Origin of the sequence: Sorangium sp. So ce321, assembly GCF_051530195.1 — a bacterium.
Lineage (GTDB): Bacteria > Myxococcota_A > Polyangia > Polyangiales > Polyangiaceae > Sorangium.
On the sequence record NZ_CP150329.1, the window covers coordinates 750800 to 770441 of the forward strand.

14 protein-coding genes are annotated in these 19642 nt (G+C 72.7%); 13 read left to right on the forward strand and 1 reads right to left on the reverse strand.

The window, feature by feature from the left end:
* Nucleotides 1-249 precede the first annotated feature (249 nt).
* Both WME89_RS02920 and WME89_RS02925 read left to right on the forward strand, forming a co-directional pair.
* A complete protein-coding gene (locus WME89_RS02920) occupies nt 250-1383 on the forward strand; it encodes a M20 family metallopeptidase (protein ID WP_438007760.1) in 1134 nt (377 codons plus the stop codon).
* A 187-nt stretch (nt 1384-1570) separates the two neighbouring features.
* On the forward strand, nt 1571-2740 hold the full coding sequence (locus WME89_RS02925) for a hypothetical protein (protein ID WP_438007761.1): 1170 nt from the start codon (nt 1571-1573) through the stop codon (nt 2738-2740).
* A gap of 33 nt (nt 2741-2773) precedes the next feature.
* Here the strand turns inward: WME89_RS02925 and WME89_RS02930 are convergent, their stop codons facing one another.
* The gene (locus WME89_RS02930) at nt 2774-4027 is read right to left on the reverse strand and encodes a class I SAM-dependent rRNA methyltransferase (RefSeq protein ID WP_438007762.1); all 1254 of its coding nucleotides are present in this window, start codon (nt 4025-4027) and stop codon (nt 2774-2776) included.
* 30 nt (nt 4028-4057) lie between these two features.
* On the opposite strand from WME89_RS02930, the gene WME89_RS02935 reads away from it, so the two are divergent.
* The 11 genes from WME89_RS02935 to WME89_RS02985 all read left to right on the forward strand — a co-directional run bounded on the left by WME89_RS02935 (nt 4058) and on the right by WME89_RS02985 (nt 19285).
* A complete protein-coding gene (locus WME89_RS02935) occupies nt 4058-5137 on the forward strand; it encodes a hypothetical protein (protein ID WP_438007763.1) in 1080 nt (359 codons plus the stop codon).
* Nucleotides 5138-5663: 526 nt separating this feature from the next.
* On the forward strand, nt 5664-6980 hold the full coding sequence (locus tag WME89_RS02940) for an FIST signal transduction protein (RefSeq protein WP_438007764.1): 1317 nt from the start codon (nt 5664-5666) through the stop codon (nt 6978-6980).
* Nucleotides 6981-7006: 26 nt separating this feature from the next.
* Entirely contained in the window at nt 7007-8875 is a 1869-nt protein-coding gene (locus WME89_RS02945) for an ATP-binding protein (protein ID WP_438007765.1), read from the forward strand.
* Between the two features lie 111 nt (nt 8876-8986).
* Complete coding sequence (locus WME89_RS02950; protein WP_438007766.1) at nt 8987-10963, forward strand: 4-alpha-glucanotransferase; 1977 nt, start codon at nt 8987-8989, stop codon at nt 10961-10963.
* A gap of 140 nt (nt 10964-11103) precedes the next feature.
* The gene (locus tag WME89_RS02955; RefSeq protein ID WP_438007767.1) at nt 11104-12840 is read left to right on the forward strand and encodes a serine/threonine-protein kinase; all 1737 of its coding nucleotides are present in this window, start codon (nt 11104-11106) and stop codon (nt 12838-12840) included.
* Nucleotides 12837-13838, forward strand: a complete 1002-nt coding sequence (locus tag WME89_RS02960; protein WP_438007768.1) for a hypothetical protein — start codon at nt 12837-12839, stop codon at nt 13836-13838. The genes WME89_RS02955 and WME89_RS02960 overlap by 4 nt, the downstream gene beginning before the upstream one ends.
* 11 nt (nt 13839-13849) lie before the next feature.
* Nucleotides 13850-14284: a hypothetical protein gene (locus tag WME89_RS02965; protein WP_438007769.1), complete on the forward strand. Its 435-nt coding sequence runs from the start codon at nt 13850-13852 to the stop codon at nt 14282-14284.
* Nucleotides 14285-14338: 54 nt separating this feature from the next.
* On the forward strand, nt 14339-15529 hold the full coding sequence (locus WME89_RS02970) for a substrate-binding domain-containing protein (protein ID WP_438007770.1): 1191 nt from the start codon (nt 14339-14341) through the stop codon (nt 15527-15529).
* Nucleotides 15530-15780: 251 nt separating this feature from the next.
* Nucleotides 15781-16734, forward strand: a complete 954-nt coding sequence (locus tag WME89_RS02975) for a hypothetical protein (RefSeq protein ID WP_438007771.1) — start codon at nt 15781-15783, stop codon at nt 16732-16734.
* A 43-nt stretch (nt 16735-16777) separates the two neighbouring features.
* The gene (locus WME89_RS02980) at nt 16778-17548 is read left to right on the forward strand and encodes a thioesterase II family protein (protein WP_438007772.1); all 771 of its coding nucleotides are present in this window, start codon (nt 16778-16780) and stop codon (nt 17546-17548) included.
* 90 nt (nt 17549-17638) lie between these two features.
* Complete coding sequence (locus WME89_RS02985; RefSeq protein WP_438007773.1) at nt 17639-19285, forward strand: fumarate hydratase; 1647 nt, start codon at nt 17639-17641, stop codon at nt 19283-19285.
* Nucleotides 19286-19642 lie beyond the last annotated feature (357 nt).

Here is a 19642-nt window from a genome sequence, read left to right on the forward strand (position 1 = left end):
TGCCTCCGCGCTGCTCTGGAACCTTTCATGAGGCGACACGTACCACTTCTGCAGCGCCCAGGGCAGAGGTCGCCGGCACGCACCGGCGGCGCGGCGGCGCGGCGGCGCGGCGGCAGCAGGCAGCGGCGGCGCGGCGGCAGCGGGCAGCGGCGGCGCGGCGGCGGCGGCGCAGCGGCGTACGGGCTTCCGTGGCATGCTGGCGCGGTGATCCAGGCCCTCCGACAGGCGCTGTCCAGCCGTAGGGAGCCGATGCTCGCGCTCCTCGAGCGGCTCGTGAACCTCAACTCGTTCACGGACAACCCGCGCGGCGGCGACGCGGTGGGCGAGGTCATCGCGAGCGAGCTCTCGACGATCCCCGGCCTGCACGCGCGGCGGCTCGCCAGCGCGCGCTTCGCGGCGCACTGGGTGATCGAGAGCGACGCGGCGAAGGCCTCGCCGGCGGGGCACGTCGCCCTGGTCGGGCACCTCGACACGGTGTTCCCGCCAGGGACCTTCGAGGGGTTCCGCCTGGACGGGGAGCTCGCGCGCGGCCCCGGCGTGCTCGACATGAAGGGCGGGCTCGTGGTGGCGATCGAGGCGCTCAGGGCGCTCGGGACGATCGGCGCGCTGCCGGAGATCCAGGTGCGGTTCGCGATCGTGTCGGACGAGGAGGTCGGGTCGCCCGAGGGGCGCCCGCTGCTCCAGCGCGAACTCGCGGGCGCGGCGTGCGCGCTCGTGTTCGAGGCGGGGCGCGACGGGGACAGGATCATCACCGCGCGCAAGGGCACGGGGGGCGCGACGGTGAGGGCCACGGGCAGGGCGGCGCACGCCGGCAACGCGCACCAGCAGGGCGCGAACGCGATCTGGGCGCTCGCCCGCTTCATCGACCGGGCGCAGCGGCTCACCGATTACTCGCGGGGGGTGACGGTCAACGTCGGCAAGGTGAGCGGCGGGCAGGGCCGGAACACGGTGCCCGACGCGGCCGAGGCGGGGGTCGACTTCCGCTTCGTGAGTCTCGAGGACGGCGAGGCGATCCTGGCGGCGCTCTCCGCAGCCGCGCGCGAGGCGGCCGCCGAGGTGCCCGGCACCGCCGTCGAGGTGGACAGCGAGATCTCGCGGTCGCCGCTCGAGCGCACCGAGGCGAGCGCGGCCCTCTACCGGGAGTATGCGGCCTGCGCGCGGGCGGCGGGGCTCGGCGACGCCGAGGCGCCCCTCATCGGCGGCGGGTCCGACGCGAGCACGACGGCCGAGATCGGGATCCCGTCGATCGACGGGCTGGGACCGAGGGGGAGCGGCTTCCACACGAAGGACGAGCTCATTGAGGTGAAGACCCTCGTGCCCAAGGCGGAGGCGCTGGCGGCGTTCCTGCTGGGGCGAGCGAGCGGCGGCGGGACGAAGACGTGAGCCACGCCGTCGCGCGGCGATGCGCCATTCTGTGTTATTTCTCTCGCTCCAGTGTCAGGCTGCGCTCGCCCTCCGAGGGGATCCTTCATGGCGAGTATGCGGCATGACCGCTGTTGCTCGCCTTGATGAAATGAGCCCGTGGCATCACCGGCACGACGATTGCGTTGCTTGCCCCGGGAGGAACAAGATGGCACATCATGACAAGCTTCTGAGTTCGCTTATCGCGCTGGCGACGTTTTCGGGCTGCGGCGAGGTCATCGTCGTACCTGCGGAGGCCGAGTCCGTGCCCGCGGAGGCCGAGTCCGATGCCTGCTTTGATGGCGCTTCCGTCTCGCTCTTCACGCCATCAGGGCTGGACGCCAACTGGCTCCTACCCGTCGAGGGAGAGGGGTTCATCGCGATCGGCGCGCCGGACAACGGCGGAGTCGCGGAGCTCGACGACGCGGGAGACGTGGTGTGGAGCGCGGTCCCGCTGGCCGGTGGATTCCTGCGTACCGGTGCCCGGACCAGCGATGGGGGGGTCGTCGTGGTGGGACAGACGCATGACCCGTCCTCTCCCTCCGGGGAGGGGCTGTGGTTCGGCCGGCTGGACGGAGCCCGTGAGCTGCGCGCCGACCACGCGCTCGGACCGACGCACTACATGGTCGGGGTGGATATCGAGCTGCTGCCGCACCCGGACGGGGGGTATGTGCTGTCGACCCACGACAGCCGGCTGGATGGAGCGGAGCCGCGGCTGGTGCTGCTCCGGCTCGACGGCGACGGCCAGCTCGTCCACCGGCGGGTGACGCCGCTCGCTCCAGGATCCGAGGTGGGGCAGAGCTGGAGCCGCGGCGGCGTCGCGCTTCTCCCCGGAGGGGACGTCGTTCAGCTCTCCGCGCACGGCGCGTACCTGCGCGTCGTCCGCAGCACCGGGCAGACGGAGCCGGTCTTCGATCGCGTGCTTGAGGAGGTCGGCGAAGCGTGGCCGCAGGACATCGCCGCCTTGCCGGACGGCCGCATCGCCGTCGTCGCGCTCAGCCACCAGCAGAGCCGCTTGATCCTGCTGGACGCCGGAGGCTCGGTGCTCTGGCAGAAGACGTACGAGCCCGAGCTCGACACCGCGCTGAACGCCCTCGCCCATGATCCGAGCACTGGCCTCCTGCACCTCGCCGGAGCGACGCGAGGAACGGACGGCGGCGCGCAGCGCATGTGGCTGCTCTCCGTCGACACCGACGGCGCCTTGCGCTGGGAGTACGAGGGTGAGGTCGGGACGCCGAGCGAGATCAACACGGTCGCGGCGCTCCCTGGAGGGGGCTTCGCGGCGGCCGGCTTCGGCGACTTCTCTTACGCCGTGGTCCGCCCGGACGCGTGCCCCTGACCGCGGCGCGCGTCCCGTGGGCGCGTCAGCGCCTCACTCCAGCACCACGAACTTGAGGTACCGCCCCTCCCACCACGCCGGCAGCGTCGGGTGGTCCTCCGGCTGCCCGTGGATCGCCCGGACCCGCAGGTCGTCCCGCTCCAGGGTGGCGTCGTCCAGCGTGGCCAGGAAGTCCTCCGCCGTGATGTGGCTCGAGCACGACGCCGCGCACAGCACGCCGCCGCGCTCGAGCACGCGCGCGACCGCCGTGTGCAGCCGCCGGTAGGCGCCGAGCGCGCGCGGCTTGACGCGCTCGCTCGGCGCGAAGCTCGGCGGATCGCAGATGATGAGGTCGTACCGGTCGCCGCGCGCGTGGGCCTTCTCGAGGAAGTCGAACGCGTCCGCGGTCACGAACTCGTGCGCCGCCGGATCCACGCCGTTCTCCCGGAACGTGCGCTGCGCGGACGCGTGCGCGGCCGACGCCGAGTCGACCGACGTGACCCGGCCCGCGCCGCCGAGCGCCGCGGCCACCGAGAAGCCCCCCGCGTAGCTGAACAGGTTCAGGACGCGCCGGCGCCCGGCCGCGAGCGCGCGCACGCGGGCGCGGTTGTCGCGCTGGTCGAGGAACGCCCCCGTCTTCTGGCCGCGCGCGAGGTCGACCTCCATCGCCACCCCGTTCTCCCTCACGAAGAGGCGATCCGGCAGCGGCGGCCCGTGCAGGTGCGCGAGCTTCTTCCCGTCGGCGTCGGCGCTCCCCGCCGCCGACGCTCGCGCGCGCAGGCCGATCGAGCGCACGCCGCGGGCGCCGAGCGCGCGCGCGAGGTGCGGGAGCAGGCGATCGATCCACGGCGCGAGCATGCCGCCGTCGAGGCGGACCACCGCGGCGCGGTCGTACCGATCGATGACGAGCGAGGGCACCCGGTCCCCCTCGCCGTTGCACAGGCGGTAGGCGGTCGTGTCGCGGCCGGCGAGCCAGCCGTCGCGCAGGGCGAAGGCGCGCTCGAGCCGCTCCGCGAGGGCGCGCTCGTCGAGCTGCGGCGCCTGCGTGCGCTGGAAGACGCGGACGGCGATCGCCGACTCGGCGTCCCAGAGCCCTCGCCCGAGGAACGCCGCGCCCTCGGCCGACAGCTCGACCACGTCGCCCGACGCGGCCGCGCCGCCGCGCACAGGCTCGCCGGGCGCGCGCTCGCCGCGCCTGCGCTCGCCGCGCTGGGGCGCGTTCCCGGCGCCCGCGATGCCGTCTCGGTACACCCACGGGTGGCCGCGGCGGACGGCGGCGGCGGCTGTCGTGGTGAGATGGACCCGCATCGACCCCGCCTAGCACGGTAAGCTCGCAGCGTGCTGCACCGTGTTCGTTCGCTCGGCTCGGCCTGCCTCGCGGGGACGTTGCTCGCCGCGCTCGTCGAAGCCGGCTGCACGCAGGACCACGACCTCCTCGGCAGGGACCCGCCCGGCGCGACGAGCACGTCCGGCGCCGGCGGCGGTCCGGGCGCCACCTCGAGCAGCGCCACCACCTCGGGCGCGGGCGGCGGCGACGTCGTCGAGCCGCCGGGGCCGACGAAGCTCACGGTGGTGAACGGCGTCGCCGATCACGACGCGGTCCGCTTCTGCTTCCTCGCGTACCCCGACGGCACCGGCGCCGGCGTCGACCCCTGGCCGAGCGCGGCCGCGGGCCTCGCGTTCGCTCGGGCCCGGGTGATCGAGCCGCTCGACGCGGCGATCCCCGAGGGGACGAGCGTGCGCGCGCACGTCGTCGCCGGCGACCTCGGCGCGACCGAGGGGCTCGACTGCGCCGAGATCCTCGCGCTCGCGGCGGAGCCCGCCGCCCCGATCGTTGCCGCGGCGCTCCCCGTCGTGCCGGCGCCGGTGTTCGCCGAGGAGAAGAGCCTGCTCCTCGTCGCCACCGGCTGCGTCGGCGGCGAGGGGCATACCCATGCCAGCGAGAAGCAGGGCTGCGGCGACGCCTACACGATCGACACGCCCACCGCCGGCCTCGTGGCGGCGGCCATGTCGCGGCGGAAGACCTTCGACCGGGTCGCGCTCCAGGTAGCGCACGCGAGCGCGGCGACGCCGGTGATCGACGTGCACCTCACGCCCGGGATCGGGGCGGCGAGCGGGGTGTTCCTCGCGCACGACCTCTCGTACGGGGCGGTCGCGCCGTTCCCTCCATTCACCGCGCTCGGGCGGGACAACCTCGGCGCGCTCGAGGAGGCCACCGTCGAGACCTACGCCCCCGCCGACCTCCAGGTGACGTCCTCCGTGCCGATGCGGGAGATCCTGGCCAACAGCGACGTGCCGGCAACCGCTGTCACGAATGGACTGGGGTTCGTGCTCGTCGCCGTCGGGGCTGCTCCAGGGACGGAAGACGGCGGGTTCTGGCACCCTCTGACATACACGTTGTTGTTGGCGGATCCCTGATCCTGTCTGAACATCCATGGGCGGCGGAGCTCCGCGCTGGCGTCGTTCGTCAGGCCCACCACCACACCTCGCCCGGTCGCACCCCGGCGGCTCGCCGTGATTCCGCCTCGGGCATGAAGGCTCCGTCGCGAGCCCTTATGATCCCGGGTTGCCCGTATGGTGCGTCGCGTCGTCCGGCGAGCTGCGCGCCACCCTCGTGGCTCCTTCGCGCTCGATGCGATCGCCTCGAGCGCGCCGCCCGCCGTTCCAGGCGAGCTTGCAGCGCACGTTGTCTTATTGAAGGATAAGGATTCTGCGCCCTCGGGCTCGGGCCTCTCTCTCTCTCCTCCGCAGGTCTCCTCTTCGCAGCCCCGCCGTGGCACTGTCCGGTTTTTCGCCCCGGAGCGCCGGCCGGGGAAATTCGTGATTTGCTCTACGGTAGAGAGCGCCCCGTACGGACGACAAGACAGGAGAGCCACGCGCCGTGACGAGCGGGCGAATCTCCAGTATAACGCGAGTGTCTGAATTCTGAGGGGGGAAAGAGGATATGACTACACAGGTGTTTGTCGGGGCGAGCTCCACGGCTGATCCGAGGAAGGCTGCCGCAGAGTCCGTGGCGGCGGCGCTCCGTGCATCGGCGCAGTCGGCGCGCACAGAGCACGCTTCCTCGCCGCCCGGATCGGCCTCGCCGCCCGGATCGGCCTCGCCGCCCGGATCGGCCTCGCCGCCCGGATCGGCCTCGCCGCCCGGATCGGCCTCGCCGCCCGGATCGGCCTCGCCGCGCCCTGCGTTCGCGCTCGTCCTGTCGACGGACCAGTATGACGCCGACGCGCTCGCCGCGGCGATGACCAGCGAGCTGCCCGGGGTACCGTGGGCGGGGTGCTGCACGGCGGGCGTCTTCGCGGGCAGCCGGCTGCTCCGGCAGGGGCTCGTCGTGGGGCTCGTCTGCTCGGAGGCCGTGCGCGTCGGCGTCGGCGTCGCGCAGCCGGTGAGCCAGGACGGGCGGCGCGCCGGCGTGCTCGCCGCCTCGCGCGCGCTCGAGGGGTTCCCCTCGTCCGTCGCGGCGGGGTGGAGCCGCGCGCTCATCGTGCTGCCGGACGCGCTCACGGGCAACGCGGCCGACGTCGTCCGCGGCGCGGTCGAGGTCGGCGGGACGGGCGTCGTCTGGGCCGGCGGCGGCGCGGGCGACAACCTCCGCTTCGTGCGCACCGCGCAGTTCGCGGGCGGCCGCGCCTACTCGGACAGCGTCGTCGTCGTCGCGATCGACTCGCCCGCCCGCATGGCCACCGGCATCGGCCACGGCTTCCGGCCTTACGGCCCGCCGACGATGGTCACCCGCGCCGAGGGGACGGTCGTCGCGGAGCTCGAGTACGAGGGGGCCTTCTCGGTCTACCAGCGCACCGCGCGGGCGAGGGGAGACCAGGTGAACCTCGACGGCTTCGCGACCTTCGCGATGACCCACCCGCTCGGCATCCCGCAGGCCGACGGCGAGCACGTCATCCGCGACCCGCTGCGGGTGGTCACGCCGGGCGGGCTCTACTGCGTCGGCGAGGTCCCGGACGGGTGCCTCATCCGCGTCATGGAGGGCGACCCCATCGGCCTCGTCAGCGCCGCGCGCGAGGCCGCGACCACCGCGCGCGACGCGGTGGCCGGGCCGATCGCCGGCGCGTTCGTGTTCGACTGCATCTCGCGGTGCATGATGCTCGGCGACACGGTGCGCGACGAGCTGATCACCTTCGAGCACGAGCTCGGCCAGAGCGTCCCGGTGATGGGCTGTCTGACCTTCGGCGAGGTGGGCGCGCTCGGCCGGGGGGTGCCGCAGTTCCACAACAAGACCGCCGTCGTGCTCGCGCTGGGGGCCTGAGCGCCGGCGCGGCTGGAGCCCTGCCCATGGGGAGCGATGAAGATCACGAGATCCAGGAGGAACGGCTGGCGCTCCTCAGCGTCCTCCAGGAGCTCACGGTCGCGGCGCTCGACCTCTTCGACCCACGCCAGTCGATGGCGCTCTTCCTGGAGCGCCTCGCCGAGCGGCTGAGCTGCGTCGCGGTGCTCGTGCTCGTCGAGCCGACGCCGCGCGCCCCTCGGCTCCTCGACGCCGCGGGGCTGTCGGCGAGCTCGCGCGCGCTGCCCATCCCCCCGCGGTCCCCGCCCGAGGCGGGCGCCTCGCCGGGCGAGGGCGAGGGCCTCCTCCTGCCGTACCCCGAGCTCGCCCGGCCCGGGCTCGTGACCTGGCACTTCTCGCTGGAGGGGCAGGGCGACAGCGGCGCCTCCAGCCTCATCCTCTGCTTCGAGGGCGAGCCGCCGTTCGCGCCGCGGTACCGGGGCATGATGCGCCGGCTCGCGGGGACCTTCCGCACGGCGCTCGTGCACCGGCTGCTCTACGCCCGCATGCTCGAGAACGAGCGCGAGCGGGCGCGGCACCTCGCCGCCGCGGAGGCGGGGCGCGCGGCCGCGGAGGCGGCGCAGCGCCGCGCGGCGTTCCTCTCGGAGGCGAGCCGGCTGCTCTCCAGCTCGCTGAACTACGAGGCGACCCTCGTGCGCGTCGCGCGCCTGCCGGTCCCGTTCGTCGCGGACTGGTGCATGGTCGACATGATGGAGCGCGAGGCGATGCTCCGGCGCGCGGTCGTCGTCCACGCCGACCCTCAGAAGAGCGAGCTCGCGCGCCTCCTGCAGGGCCAGACGCCGATGGACTCGGTCCTCCCGGCCGGCGTCGCGCGCGTGCTGGAGACCGGCGAGGCGGTGCTCTGCGAGGTCGCCGGCGCCCCCGCCGCGCCGCGGTCGGCGGACGCGCACGACAGCGAGCCGCCCGTGTCCGCCAGCGAGGCGCTCCTCAAGGAGCTCGGCCTCCGGCGCTACATCTCCGTGCCGCTCGTCACCCGCGGCACGATGCTCGGCGTGCTCACCATCGCGTCGGGCCGCGACGATCTGCTGTACGGCGCCGAGGATCGGGCGCTCGCCGAGGAGCTCGGGCGCAGGGCCGCGCTGGCGATCGACAACGCGCGGCTCTACGAGAGCGCGCAGCGGGCGATCCGCGCGCGGGAGGAGCTCGTGGCGGTGGTGTCGCACGATCTCAAGAGCCCGCTCGCGACGATCGTCATGAACACGAGCCTCCTGCGCCGGAAGCTGCCGAGCTCGGACGAGGCGGCCGATCTGCGGCGCCCTGTCGAGCGCATCCAGAAGTCGGCCGATCGCATGAACCGCCTCATCCGCGACCTGCTCGACCTGGCGAAGCTCGACGGCGGCCACATCCGGATCCAGCCGGTGCCGCACGACGTCGCGGGCCTGCTGAGCGACGCCATCGAGCTCCTGCGGGAGGAGGCGGCGGAGAAGTCGCTGCGCCTCGAGCAGGGCGTCGAGCTCGGCGTCGACCGGGCGCTCTGCGACCGCGAGCGGGTCCTGCAGGTCATCGCGAACCTCGTCGGCAACGCGATCAAGTTCACGCCCGCGGGCGGCGAGGTCGCGATCCGCGCCCAGCCCTGGGGCCGGGAGGTGCTGCTCTCGGTGCGCGACACCGGCCCGGGCATCCCGGAGGATCAGCGGGCGAGGATCTTCGAGCGTTACTGGCAGGCGAAGGAGACCGCCCACAAGGGCACGGGGCTCGGCCTCTCGATCGCGAAGGCGCTCGTCGAGGTCCACGGCGGGCGCATCTGGGTCGAGAGCAAGGTCGGGGAGGGGAGCACGTTCTTCTTCACGCTCCCGATCGCGGAGGCCGCGGGCACAACGTCGGGAGTCGCGGCGGGCACGCGCCTCGGGGCCTGAGAGGCGCCATCGGGGCTCCCCGTAAAGCAGTGTAGTCACCTCACTGAGGCAGAATTGTCCTCTCTTTTCGCGTCTTGGCGGGCCGATCCCTTCATCGCTATACCTACCGCGATGAACGACGTCGGGAACGACAGGGGCACCGCGGCGCCGGCTCAGGCTCGCGGAGGTGACGACGAGCGGGAGCTCGTCAGGGCCGCATTGCAGCTGCTGGGCATCCGCAACCTGGTGCTCGCGATCCATGATCCGAGCTTTCCTTCCGAGGACGCGGAGGACACCGGGCGCGGGTCTCCTTACACCGAGGGGGGGCGCCGGTTCCTCCGCTTCGCGCGCGATCTCGGCTTCAACGGCATCCAGCTCGGGCCCCAGGGGGAGACGTCGGCCGACAACGCGTCCCCGTACGACGGCACCATCTTCTCGCGGAGCACGCTCTCGATCGCGCTCGCGCGGCTGGCCGAGGCCGGCCCGTGGGGCGCGCTCCTCCGGCCCGAGTCGGTGACGAAGATCGTCGCCGGCAAGCCCGGCGGCCGCGAGGGTCGCGCGCTGCACGGCTATGCGTACCGCGCGCAGCGCGCCGCGCTGCGGGAGGCGTTCGCGTCGTTCACCGACAGGCGGCGGCGCGGCGACCTCGAGGGCCTCGCCGCCCGACTCGACGCGTTCAGGAAGCGGAACGCGGCGTGGATCGAGCGGGATGCGCTGTATGGCCCGCTCTGCGAGGAGCACCAGAGCGGCTGGTTTCACGGCTGGTCTGGCGAGCCGGCGCTGGATCGCCGCCTCTTCGCGCCCGGGCCAGGTGAGGTGGTCGCCTGCGATGAGCGCAGGAGACAGCTCCTCGAGCGGTACAGCGATGACGTCGAGTTCTACGCCTTCTGCCAGCTCCTCGCGCACGAGCAGCACGCGGCGCTCCGGGGGGTGACGGCCGAGCTCGGGCTGAAGCTCTACGGCGACCTGCAGATCGGGTATTCGCCTCAGGATGCCTGGGCTCATCAATCGGTCTTCCTGAAGGGGTATCTGATGGGCGCGCCGCCGAGCCGGACCAACCCGGAAGGTCAGGTGTGGAACTACCCTGTCCTGGATCCGGCGCAGTACACGGACGCCTCGTCTGGCGCGCTCGCGCTCGTGCGGGCGCGGATGGACAAGATGTTCGACGAGTTCGACGGCGTGCGCCTCGATCACCCGCACGGCCTCGTCTGCCCGTGGGTCTATGCCGCCGACGCCCCCGATCCGCTCCGCGCCGTGCAGGGCGGGGCGCGGCTCTTCTCGTCGCCCGACCTGCCGGATCACCCGCTGCTCGCCCGCTACTCCATCGTGCCTCCCGGGCAGCTGAACCGCGCCGTGCCGCGGTACGCCGACGACTGGGTCTCCTCGCTGTCTCCGGAGCAGATCGGGCGCTACAGCGTCATCTTCGACACGATCGCGAGCTGCGCGGAGGCGCGCGGGCGCGCGACGACCGACATCGTGTGCGAGGTCCTGAGCACGCTCCCGTTCCCGCTCAGGGCCGTCCTCGAGCGGCACGGGCTGGGGCGCTTCCGGGTCACGCAGAAGGCGGACCTGTCGAACCCGAAGGACGTCTATCGCAGCGAGAACGCCGCGCCGTCCGACTGGATCATGGTGGGGACCCACGACACGCCGCCGCTCTGGAGGCTCCTCGGCGCGTGGGAGCGGACCGGCGCGCTGGAGCGGCAGGCGGCGTACCTGGCCTCGCGCCTCGCGCCCTCGCCGGCCGAGGAGGGCGCGATGGCGCGCGCGCTCGCGTCCGACCCGCGCGCGCTCGCGCAGGCCAAGTTCGCCGACCTCTTCGCGAGCCAGGCGGCGAACGTCATGGTCTTCTTCTCCGATCTGCTCGGGTTGGAGGAGGTCTACAACGCTCCCGGGACGATGAGCGATGACAACTGGTCGCTGCGGGTGCCGCGCGGCTACGAGCGGTCTTACGCGGAGAGGCGCGCGCGCGGCGCGGCCCTCGATCTCCCGCGCGTGCTGGCGCTCGCGCTCCGCGCCCGGGGAGGCGCGGAGTCCGAGGAGCGCCGCGACCTCGCCGCGCGGCTCTCGCGCCTGGCCGGCGCGGAGCGCGAGCCGCGCGGCCAGCGCTGAGCGCGATGGAAAGCGGGACGAACCCGCGCCTGGCTCGGCGGCTTTCGCGCGAACGTCACCCGGCGTTTGCGTGCAAGTAACAGGCTGAGCGCATCCTGGCGCCTGGCTTTCCCTCCGGGGATCGAGCCGGCCTAGGTCGAATGAGCGCTCCCAGCGACCCCCAAGGTTGGCGTAAGTTCCGCCCCATCGCCGAGATTGGCAGGGGCGGGATGGGCGACGTCTGCCTCGCTGTCGCCCAGGGGCCGGCTGGCTTCAACAAGCTGGTCGTGCTGAAGAGGGCGCGGATCGAGCTCTGCGAAGACGCCGAGATCCTCGCCATGTTCCTCGACGAGGCGCGCCTCGCGGCCCGGCTCAACCACCCGAACGTCGTGCAGACGTACGAGGTGGGGAACGACGCCGAGCGGTTCTTCATCGCGATGGAGTACCTCGACGGCCAGCCGCTCAGCCAGGTCCGCTCCCGCGTCGGGCTGGCCGAGGTGCCGCTCCCCCTCCAGGTGCGGGTCCTGACCGACGCGCTCGCCGGGCTCCATCACGCGCACGAGCTGCGCGATTTCGACGGGACGCCCATTCACGTGGTCCACCGCGACGCGAGCCCGCAGAACATCTTCGTCACCTACGACGGCGTCATCAAGGTCGTCGATTTCGGGATCGCCAAGGCGGCCGACTCGCTCTCGGAGACGCGCACCGGCATGCTCAAGGGCAAGGTGGCGTACATGTCGCCGGAGCAGTCGCGAGGAGAGCGCGTGGACCGGCGCTCCGACGTCTTCTCCGTCGGCGTGATCCTCTGGGAGTCGATCGCGGGGAGGCGCATGTGGAAGGGCTACAACGACCTCGCCGTCCTCGGGCGGCTCGGCGTGGGCGAGCTCCCGGACCTCGCGGTGGCCGCGCCCGACGTCGATCCCGAGCTCGAGCGGATCTGCCGCCGAGCGCTCGCGCCCGCGCTCGGCGACCGCTACGCGACCGCGGCCGCGCTGCACGCGGACCTCGAGCGCTGGCTCGGCGCGCATCACCCGGGCGCGACGGCGCGGGAGGTCGGCGCGTTCGTCGCGAGCCGGTTCGCGGAGGACCGCGCGAGGATCAAGCAGCTCGTCGAGGAGCAGCTGCGCGACGTGCGCTGGTCCGGCAGCTATTCGAAGATCACGATCTCCGACCTGCCGAAGCTCGGCGCCGGCCCGGTGTCGATGACCCCGACGTTGACGGCCCCCACGGCGTTCAGCCCCTCGGATGCGAGCTCGGTGCCGCCGCCGGTGAGCTCGACGGGCACGGGGCAGACGACGGGGCGAACCGGGCAGAAGGGGCGCGCCTCGCGCCCGAGCCGCGCGATGGCGGCGATCGCGATCACCTTCCTCCTCGCCGCGGCCGTCGTGATCGCAGGCGTCCTGCGCCCGGGGCCGCCTCGCCCCGCGCCGGTCGGCCCCATCGAGGCGCTCGCCGACGCTCAGGCGGCGGCGCCCGCCTCGAAGCAGGGAGAGATCAGCCTGGTGGTCCGCGTCTCGCCCGCGGAGGCGAGGTTGTTCCTCGACGGCGCGCCGCTGTCGAGCGGCGCCTACCAGGGCCAGCTCGCCAGGGACGGGCGCGAGCACGTCGTCCGCGCCGAGGCGCCCGGCTTCCTCGCGCAGGAGGAGAAGATCACGGCGAACAACGATGTCGTCGTGAGGCTCGCGCTGGAGCGCGACGCGCGCGCGCACCCAGGAGAGCCCTCGCTGGTCGCGCGGACCACGCCGGCGAGCGCCGCCGCCACCGCGCCCTCGCTGGTCGCGCGGACCACGCCGGCGAGCGCCGCCGCGCCCGCGCCGCCCGCTGTCGCGCCCGCGCCGCCGCCTGGCGCGCCGAGGCCGGGGCGCGCCATCGACCTCGAGAGCCCCTACGCCCGATGATGATCCCGAGAGCCCTCGCCCGCTCTGCTGCGGCGATCGTCCTCGTCTTCCCGCTCGGCGCGCTCGCCCAGCCCGCCGACAGGACCTCCGAGGCCGACGCCCGCTTCCGGCGCGGCGTGGAGCTCTACAAGGAGGCCGATTACGGCGCGGCGCTCGCGGAGTTCCGCCGTGCCCACGCGCTCGCCCCTGCCTATCAGGTGCTCTACAACGTCGCGGGTGCGTGTTACCAGCTCAGGGATTACGCCTGTGCGCTGCGCGCCTTCGAGCGCTACCTGACCGACGGCGGCGCGCAGATCACGGCCGACCGGCGGGGCGAGGTCCAGAAGGAAATCGCCGTCCTGCGCGGCCGCGTCGCCACCGTCGCGGTCTCGACCTCGGTGCCCGATGTCGAGATCGCCGTCGATGACGTCCCGGCCGGCAGGACGCCGCTCTCCGAGCCCCTGCTGATGAGCGCCGGCCGGCGGCGCATCGTCGCCGCGTCGCCCGGTCGCCCGGCCGTCACGCGCGTCATCGACGTGGCCGGCGGCGATCAGGTCGCGCTGCAGATCGAGATCCCCGAAGCGCCCCCGCCGCAAGCCGCCGTCCCCGTCCAGCGCCCCGCCGCGGCGCCGCCGCCGGAGCACCCCGGCGCCCCGGTCGACCGGTCCCCGCGCCGGGAGCTGCGCGTGCCCGTCCTGCCCTGGATCGCGACCGGCGCCCTCGCCGCCGGCGCGGCGGTCACCGGCGTCCTCGCGCTCGGCGCCTCCAGCGACCTCGGCGCGGCGCTCGGCGCGTTCCCCGGCGACGCGCGCGCGATCGAGCGCGAGCGGACCAGGACCGCGACCCTCGCGCTCACCGCCGACCTGCTCGCGGGCGCCGCCGTGCTCGTCGGCGGCGCCTCGCTCTACCTCACCGTGGCCGGCGGCGGCGCGGAGCGCGCCGGCGCAGCCCGCCCCTCCTCGCCGTCGATCCGGCTCGCGATCGCACCATCGTCCTTCCGGCTCCACTGCACCTTCTAGGGTCGCGCGCCATGCACCAGCAGTCCTTCGGAGCGCCGCCGCGGAGCACCACGATGGGGCCGCCGCGCGCGCTCCGCGCCCGCCTGTGCGCGGCGCTCTCGCTCTCGCTCTCGCTCTCGCTCTCGTTCGCGCTCTCCGCGCTCGCCTCGTGCTCCGTGCTCGTCGAGCAGCGCGACCAGCAGTGCGCCTCGGACGCCGACTGCGCGCGGTTCCCCGGCGCCCGGTGCGACCCTGGCGCGCACGTCTGCGTGCCTGCGGACGCCGCACCGACGGGCGCGTGCGACGGCGGCGGCGGCTGTTACGGCTGCACGCCGACGACGAACGAGCAGCTCCTCAACGCCTGCACCGACACGGCGTGCCGGCCCTTCGACAACCGGCGGCTCGGGAACCTCCGCGACGGCGTGCTGCCCCCCTTGCCGGAGCCAGGCGCGGGCGGGGGTCGCTGACCCACGCACGCGATGGACGCGACGCAGCGAGAGGCAACGATGAAGCGCGATGGCATGCCCCGGTCCTGCCCGACCCTGCTCCCCGCCGCGGCGCTGCTCGGCGCCCTGGCCGTCGCACCCACAGCGGCCGCGCAGCCGGCCGTGCCGTGCTCCTCGCTGCCTTCCCCGGTCCACGTCACCGGCTCGAGCGCGGTGAAGCCGTTCCTCGCCGAGCTCGCCAAGGTGCTCAGCGCCTCGACTCCCCCCATCTCCATCGTCTACCAGGGACAGGGCTCGTGCGCCGGGGTCACCGCGTTCTTCGAGGGGGCGCCGCTCTCGGGCGCCGGCCTGAGCTACTGGGACGCGGACACGGAGCTCCTCTGCGACGCCGACCTGGAGGGGAGCCCGATCGACATCGCCGTGTCCGACGTGTTCGCGACCACGTGCGACCCCGCGTTCACGACCTCGAGCACGGTGAGCGACTTCGCCGGTCCGATCCAGCCGATGACCTTCGTCGTCCCCAACGCCTCGACGCAGGAGTCGATCAGCGCCGAGGCCGCGTACTTCGTTTACGGGTTCGGCGACGCCTCCGGCGTGGCGCCCTGGACCGACGAGCGGTTCATCTTCCAGCGCAACGCCGGCTCCGGCACGCAGCAGATGATGGCGGCGGCGATCCGCGTCCCGGCGTCGCGCTGGCGAGGGGCTCCCGCGACGTCGAGCGACGACATGAGGAACCTCGTGGCCTTCTCGACCGACGAGGAGCGCACGATCGGCGTCCTCGGCGCCAACGTCGCGAGCGAGAGCTCCTCGCTGCTCAAGGTGCTCGCGTACCAGCACCACGATCAGCAATGCGGCTATTACCCCGACTCCGACCCATTGAAGCGCGACAAGCGCAACGTCAGGGACGGCCATTACGCGATCTGGGGGCCTCTCCACTTCCTCACGCACGTCAACATCAACACGGGAGATCCGTTGAGCGACGGCGCAGCGCTGGTGATCGCCTACCTCACCGGGAGGAAGCAGCCGCCCGCGGGGCTCGATCTCATCGAGCTCGAGGCGCAGCACCACGTCGTCCCCGAGTGCGCCATGCGGGTGCGGCGCACCGAGGAGATGGGCCCGCTCGCGTCGTTCATGCCGACGCGCTCGTGCTGGTGCTACTTCGATGCGGTCGCCGGCGGCGGCGCCGACTGCGATCGTTGCGACAGCGACGGAGATTGCCCGTCGCACTCCCCGAAGTGCAACTTCGGCTACTGCGAGCCGCAATGATCTGACGCTCCGGGCCGGCGGTCTCGAGGGGAGCGCGCTCTCCGGCGGGTCCGCCCGACGCACGGCGTCGCAGGGTCTCAGCGGTCAAAAAGCTTGCATCCAGGGCGCTCGGGCTGCATTGATCCGAGCGAGCGCCGCGCTCCGAGGGGCCTCTTTTGGCGCCGCAGCGCGGCGGTGCAGCGGCAACGGTGCGACAAGGTGGTCAATCGCCCGCGCAGCGCGCGAGTCGAGAACGAGATGGGAGACACCAGGTGAGCACGACCAAAGCGTCTCTTGGCACCCTGTTCCTCATGCTCTCCCTGGCCGCGTCAGCGCTGGCGCAGGAGCCGCAGCGGCAGCCCATCACGGACAAGACGAAGGAGCGCTGGGCGAAGAGCCAGGGCGGCCGGTTCGGCTTCGAGCTCGACGTCCTCAGCTCGTCGTACCAGGCGGAGATCGCGGAGGCGAGCGCGGGCCCGGAGGAGGTCGAGGTCACGGACTCCGATCGGCTCGGCATCACCATCACCGCCGCCGCGCAGTACAAGATCTTCGCGGGTCTCCACCTCGACGCGGAGATGCCCTTCGTCTACGGCAATGTCTCGGGCCCCCAGTACACAGACCTGTTCGGAAAGCCATTCTGGAGCACCGCGGAATACAGCGATTTCTTCCTCGGCAATCCTACCTTCGGCCTCCATTACGCTGGCAACCTGCTGCCCAACTTCGCGCTCTTCGGCGGCTTCGGCGTGACGGTCCCGCTCCACCCGCACCCGAGCGCGGGCCTCGAGGTCGCGGCGGTGGCGAACTTCCCCGCGCGGGCCTACTTCGACGCGCAGCGCGTGCTGCTCGGGCACTGGGCGTTCCGGGCGCGCGTCGGGACCGAGATCCACTTCGGCAAGGTGCTGTTCCTCACCCACGACGTGGCGGCTCAGGTCTTCGCTCCGACCCGGGAGGGGGACTTCACGAAGTCCGTCATCGAGCAAGGCAACGAGATCGAGTTTCGCCCGTTCGGAGATTTTGGCCTCGGCATGCGCCTCCAGGCGGCGTTCCCGCTCTCCTCCAGCAACTCCGCCCAGCTGGCGGCGGAGCCGTTCCTCGGCTGGGAGCCGCCCGTGAAGGGCTCCTTCACCCGCATCGGCGCCCTGGTCGCGCTGGACGACGACCTCGGCTTCGGCCTGAATCGCGGCAAGGTCGCGACGATCCGCGTGGCCCTCGGCAGCAAATGGTAGGGAGGCGGGCACAGCAGGGTCGAGCTACCCTGAGCGCCACCTCATGACCACGCGATCGACCTCCGACACCTGGGTGGGCTGCCCGCGGCCGAACCCCGCTTCCCGGCTCCGGCTCTTCTGCTTCCCCTATGCGGGTGGGGGCGCCTCGGTCTACAGCGCCTGGTGGCGCGAGCTGCCCGCGCACACCGAGCTCTGCGCGATCAGGCTCCCCGGCCGGGAGGCGCGCATGAGCGAAGCGCCGTTCGACCGCCTCACGCCGCTCGTCCAGGCCCTCGCGACGGCGATCGAGGGCTGGCTGACGAAGCCGTTCGCCTTCTACGGCCACAGCCTCGGCTCGCTGGTGAGCTTCGAGCTCGCGCGCGAGCTGCGCCGCCGGGGCGCGCCGCTCCCGCGCCACCTGTTCGTTTCGGGCCGGCGCGCGCCCCACCTGCCCGTCACTGCCCCGCTCCACGGCCTGTCCGACGCCGAGTTCCTGGCGTCGCTCCGCCGCATGGGGGGCACGCCCGAGGAGGTGCTGCGCGAGCCGGAGCTCCTGGCGCTCTTCCTGCCCGTCCTGCGCGCGGACGTCGCCGTCAACGAGGTCGAGCCGTTCGTGCCCGGCCCGCCGCTCGACTGCCCGATCTCGGCCTTCGGCGGGCTCGACGATGAGCGCGCGAGCCGCGCCGATATCGAGGCCTGGCGCGAGCTCACGCGCGGGCCGTTCCGGGTCGAGATGTTCCCCGGCGGGCACTTCTTCGTGCGGAGCGCCCGCGAGCCGCTCCTGCGGTCGGTCTCGGCCCTCCTCGACGGCGTCGAGCGCGACCTCCCCGCGTGACGGCCGGCGTCGGGCGGGTGTTGAGCCCCGCGCCGGAGCCATGCAAAGAAGGAGGGGACCGCAGCCTCCTTGCCCCCGGAGACCCGAACGATGACCGATTTCCAGTACCAGGACATGCTGCCCCTCGGCCATGACGAGGCCCCTTACCGCCTCGTCAGCCGCGACCATGTCTCCACCTTCGAGGCCGCCGGCTCGACCTTCCTCAAGGTCGAGCCGGAGGGGCTCACCCTGCTCGCGCGCGAGGCGATGCGCGACATCGCCCACCTCCTCCGGCCCGGTCACCTCGCGCAGCTCTCGCGGATCCTCGGCGACCCCGAGGCCTCCTCGAACGACCGCTTCGTCGCCCTCGAGCTCCTCAAGAACGCGAGCATCGCCGCGGGCGGCGTGCTCCCTTCCTGCCAGGACACCGGCACGGCCATCGTCATGGGCAAGAAGGGCCAGCTCGTCTTCACGGGCGGCGGCGACGAGGCCGCGATCGCGCGCGGCGTGTTCGAGACCTACCGCGCGCAGAACCTCCGCTATTCGCAGCTCGCGCCGCTCGACATGTACAAGGAGGTCAACACGAACGACAACCTCCCTGCGCAGATCGAGATCTTCGCGACGGACGGCGACGCCTACAAGCTCCTCTTCATGGCGAAGGGCGGCGGCTCCGCGAACAAGAGCTATCTTTACCAGGAGACCAAGGCGCTCCTGAACCCCGAGAGCCTGCTCTCCTTCCTCGAGGCCAAGATCCGCGCGCTCGGCACGGCGGCGTGTCCGCCGTACCACCTCGCCATCGTCGTCGGCGGCACCTCGGCCGAGCACACGCTCAAGGTCGCGAAGCTCGCCTCCGCGCGTTACCTCGACACGCTCCCGGCCGAGGGCAACGCGCGCGGCCGCGGCTTCCGCGACCGCGACCTCGAGCAGAAGGTCCTCGAGCTCGCGCAGCGGACGGGGATCGGCGCCCAGTTCGGGGGCAAGTACTTCTGCCACGACGTGCGGGTCATCCGCCTGCCGCGCCACGGCGCCTCGTGCCCCGTGGGCATCGCCGTCTCCTGCTCCGCGGACCGGCAGGCGCTCGGCAAGATCACGCGCGAGGGCATTTTCCTCGAGCAGCTCGAGACAGATCCCGCGAAGTACCTGCCCGACCCCACCGAGGCGGATCTCGGGGGCGAGGTGGTGAAGCTCGATCTCCGCCGCCCCATGCGCGAGATCCGCGCCGAGCTCTCGAAGTACCCGATCCGGACGCGGCTCTCGCTGACCGGGCCGATGATCGTCGCGCGCGACATCGCGCACGCGAAGATCAAGGAGCGCCTCGACCGCGGCGAGGGCATGCCGAGCTACATGCAGGAGTTCATGGTCTACTACGCGGGCCCCGCGAAGACGCCGGTGGGCTACGCGTCCGGCTCGTTCGGGCCCACCACGGCTGGCCGGATGGACGCGTATGTCGACCTCTTCCAGGAGCACGGCGGCAGCTGCGTGATGCTCGCCAAGGGCAACCGCTCGCCCGCGGTCACCGCGGCGTGCAAGAAGCACGGCGGCTTCTACCTGGGCTCGATCGGCGGCCCGGCCGCGCGCCTCGCCAAGGACTGCATCAAGAAGGTCGAGGTGCTCGAGTATCCCGAGCTCGGCATGGAGGCAGTCTGGAAGATCGAGGTCGAGGATTTCCCCGCCTTCATCGTGGTTGACGACAAGGGCAACGACTTCTTCGCCGACATCAACAAGCCCGCTGGCCGCAAGCTCGACGTCGCCGGCTGAGCTCCCGCGGCCGGGCGCCGCGCCTCCGTGGCCCCTCGAGATCCAGCGCCGCGCGCCCGCGGGCCGGCGCTGGATCTCCGCGCGATCATGCCCGTGGAGATCGAACGACGACCCGCGCCGAGATGCGGACGCAACGAGTTCGACGCGCGACGATGTCCTGAAGATGCAGCTTGAAGAGCCCGTGCGTGCGTATGTCCGACACGGGATGTGACCCGTGGGAAGCATCGAATCGACGGAAAGCCATCGAGGCAAAACGTCACATTTGAGGCGTCCTTGCTCCGTTTCAGCCAGGTAATCCTTCCGCGGGAGTCCCCGGGGCTGCGATCCGCTGGGGCACGGTCCGTGCTTTTGAGCTCG

Bases quoted from the DNA above. Each gene is read 5' to 3' on its own strand.
- WME89_RS02920 (WP_438007760.1), top strand. From the start codon at position 250: ATGCTCGCGCTCCTCGAGCGGCTCGTGAACCTCAACTCGTTCACGGAC.
- WME89_RS02925 (WP_438007761.1), top strand. From the start codon at position 1,571: ATGGCACATCATGACAAGCTTCTGAGTTCGCTTATCGCGCTGGCGACG.
- WME89_RS02930 (WP_438007762.1), bottom strand. From the start codon at position 4,027: ATGCGGGTCCATCTCACCACGACAGCCGCCGCCGCCGTCCGCCGCGGC.
- WME89_RS02940 (WP_438007764.1), top strand. From the start codon at position 5,664: ATGACTACACAGGTGTTTGTCGGGGCGAGCTCCACGGCTGATCCGAGG.
- WME89_RS02945 (WP_438007765.1), top strand. From the start codon at position 7,007: ATGGGGAGCGATGAAGATCACGAGATCCAGGAGGAACGGCTGGCGCTC.
- WME89_RS02950 (WP_438007766.1), top strand. From the start codon at position 8,987: ATGAACGACGTCGGGAACGACAGGGGCACCGCGGCGCCGGCTCAGGCT.
- WME89_RS02955 (WP_438007767.1), top strand. From the start codon at position 11,104: ATGAGCGCTCCCAGCGACCCCCAAGGTTGGCGTAAGTTCCGCCCCATC.
- WME89_RS02960 (WP_438007768.1), top strand. From the start codon at position 12,837: ATGATGATCCCGAGAGCCCTCGCCCGCTCTGCTGCGGCGATCGTCCTC.
- WME89_RS02965 (WP_438007769.1), top strand. From the start codon at position 13,850: ATGCACCAGCAGTCCTTCGGAGCGCCGCCGCGGAGCACCACGATGGGG.
- WME89_RS02970 (WP_438007770.1), top strand. From the start codon at position 14,339: ATGCCCCGGTCCTGCCCGACCCTGCTCCCCGCCGCGGCGCTGCTCGGC.
- WME89_RS02980 (WP_438007772.1), top strand. From the start codon at position 16,778: ATGACCACGCGATCGACCTCCGACACCTGGGTGGGCTGCCCGCGGCCG.
- WME89_RS02985 (WP_438007773.1), top strand. From the start codon at position 17,639: ATGACCGATTTCCAGTACCAGGACATGCTGCCCCTCGGCCATGACGAG.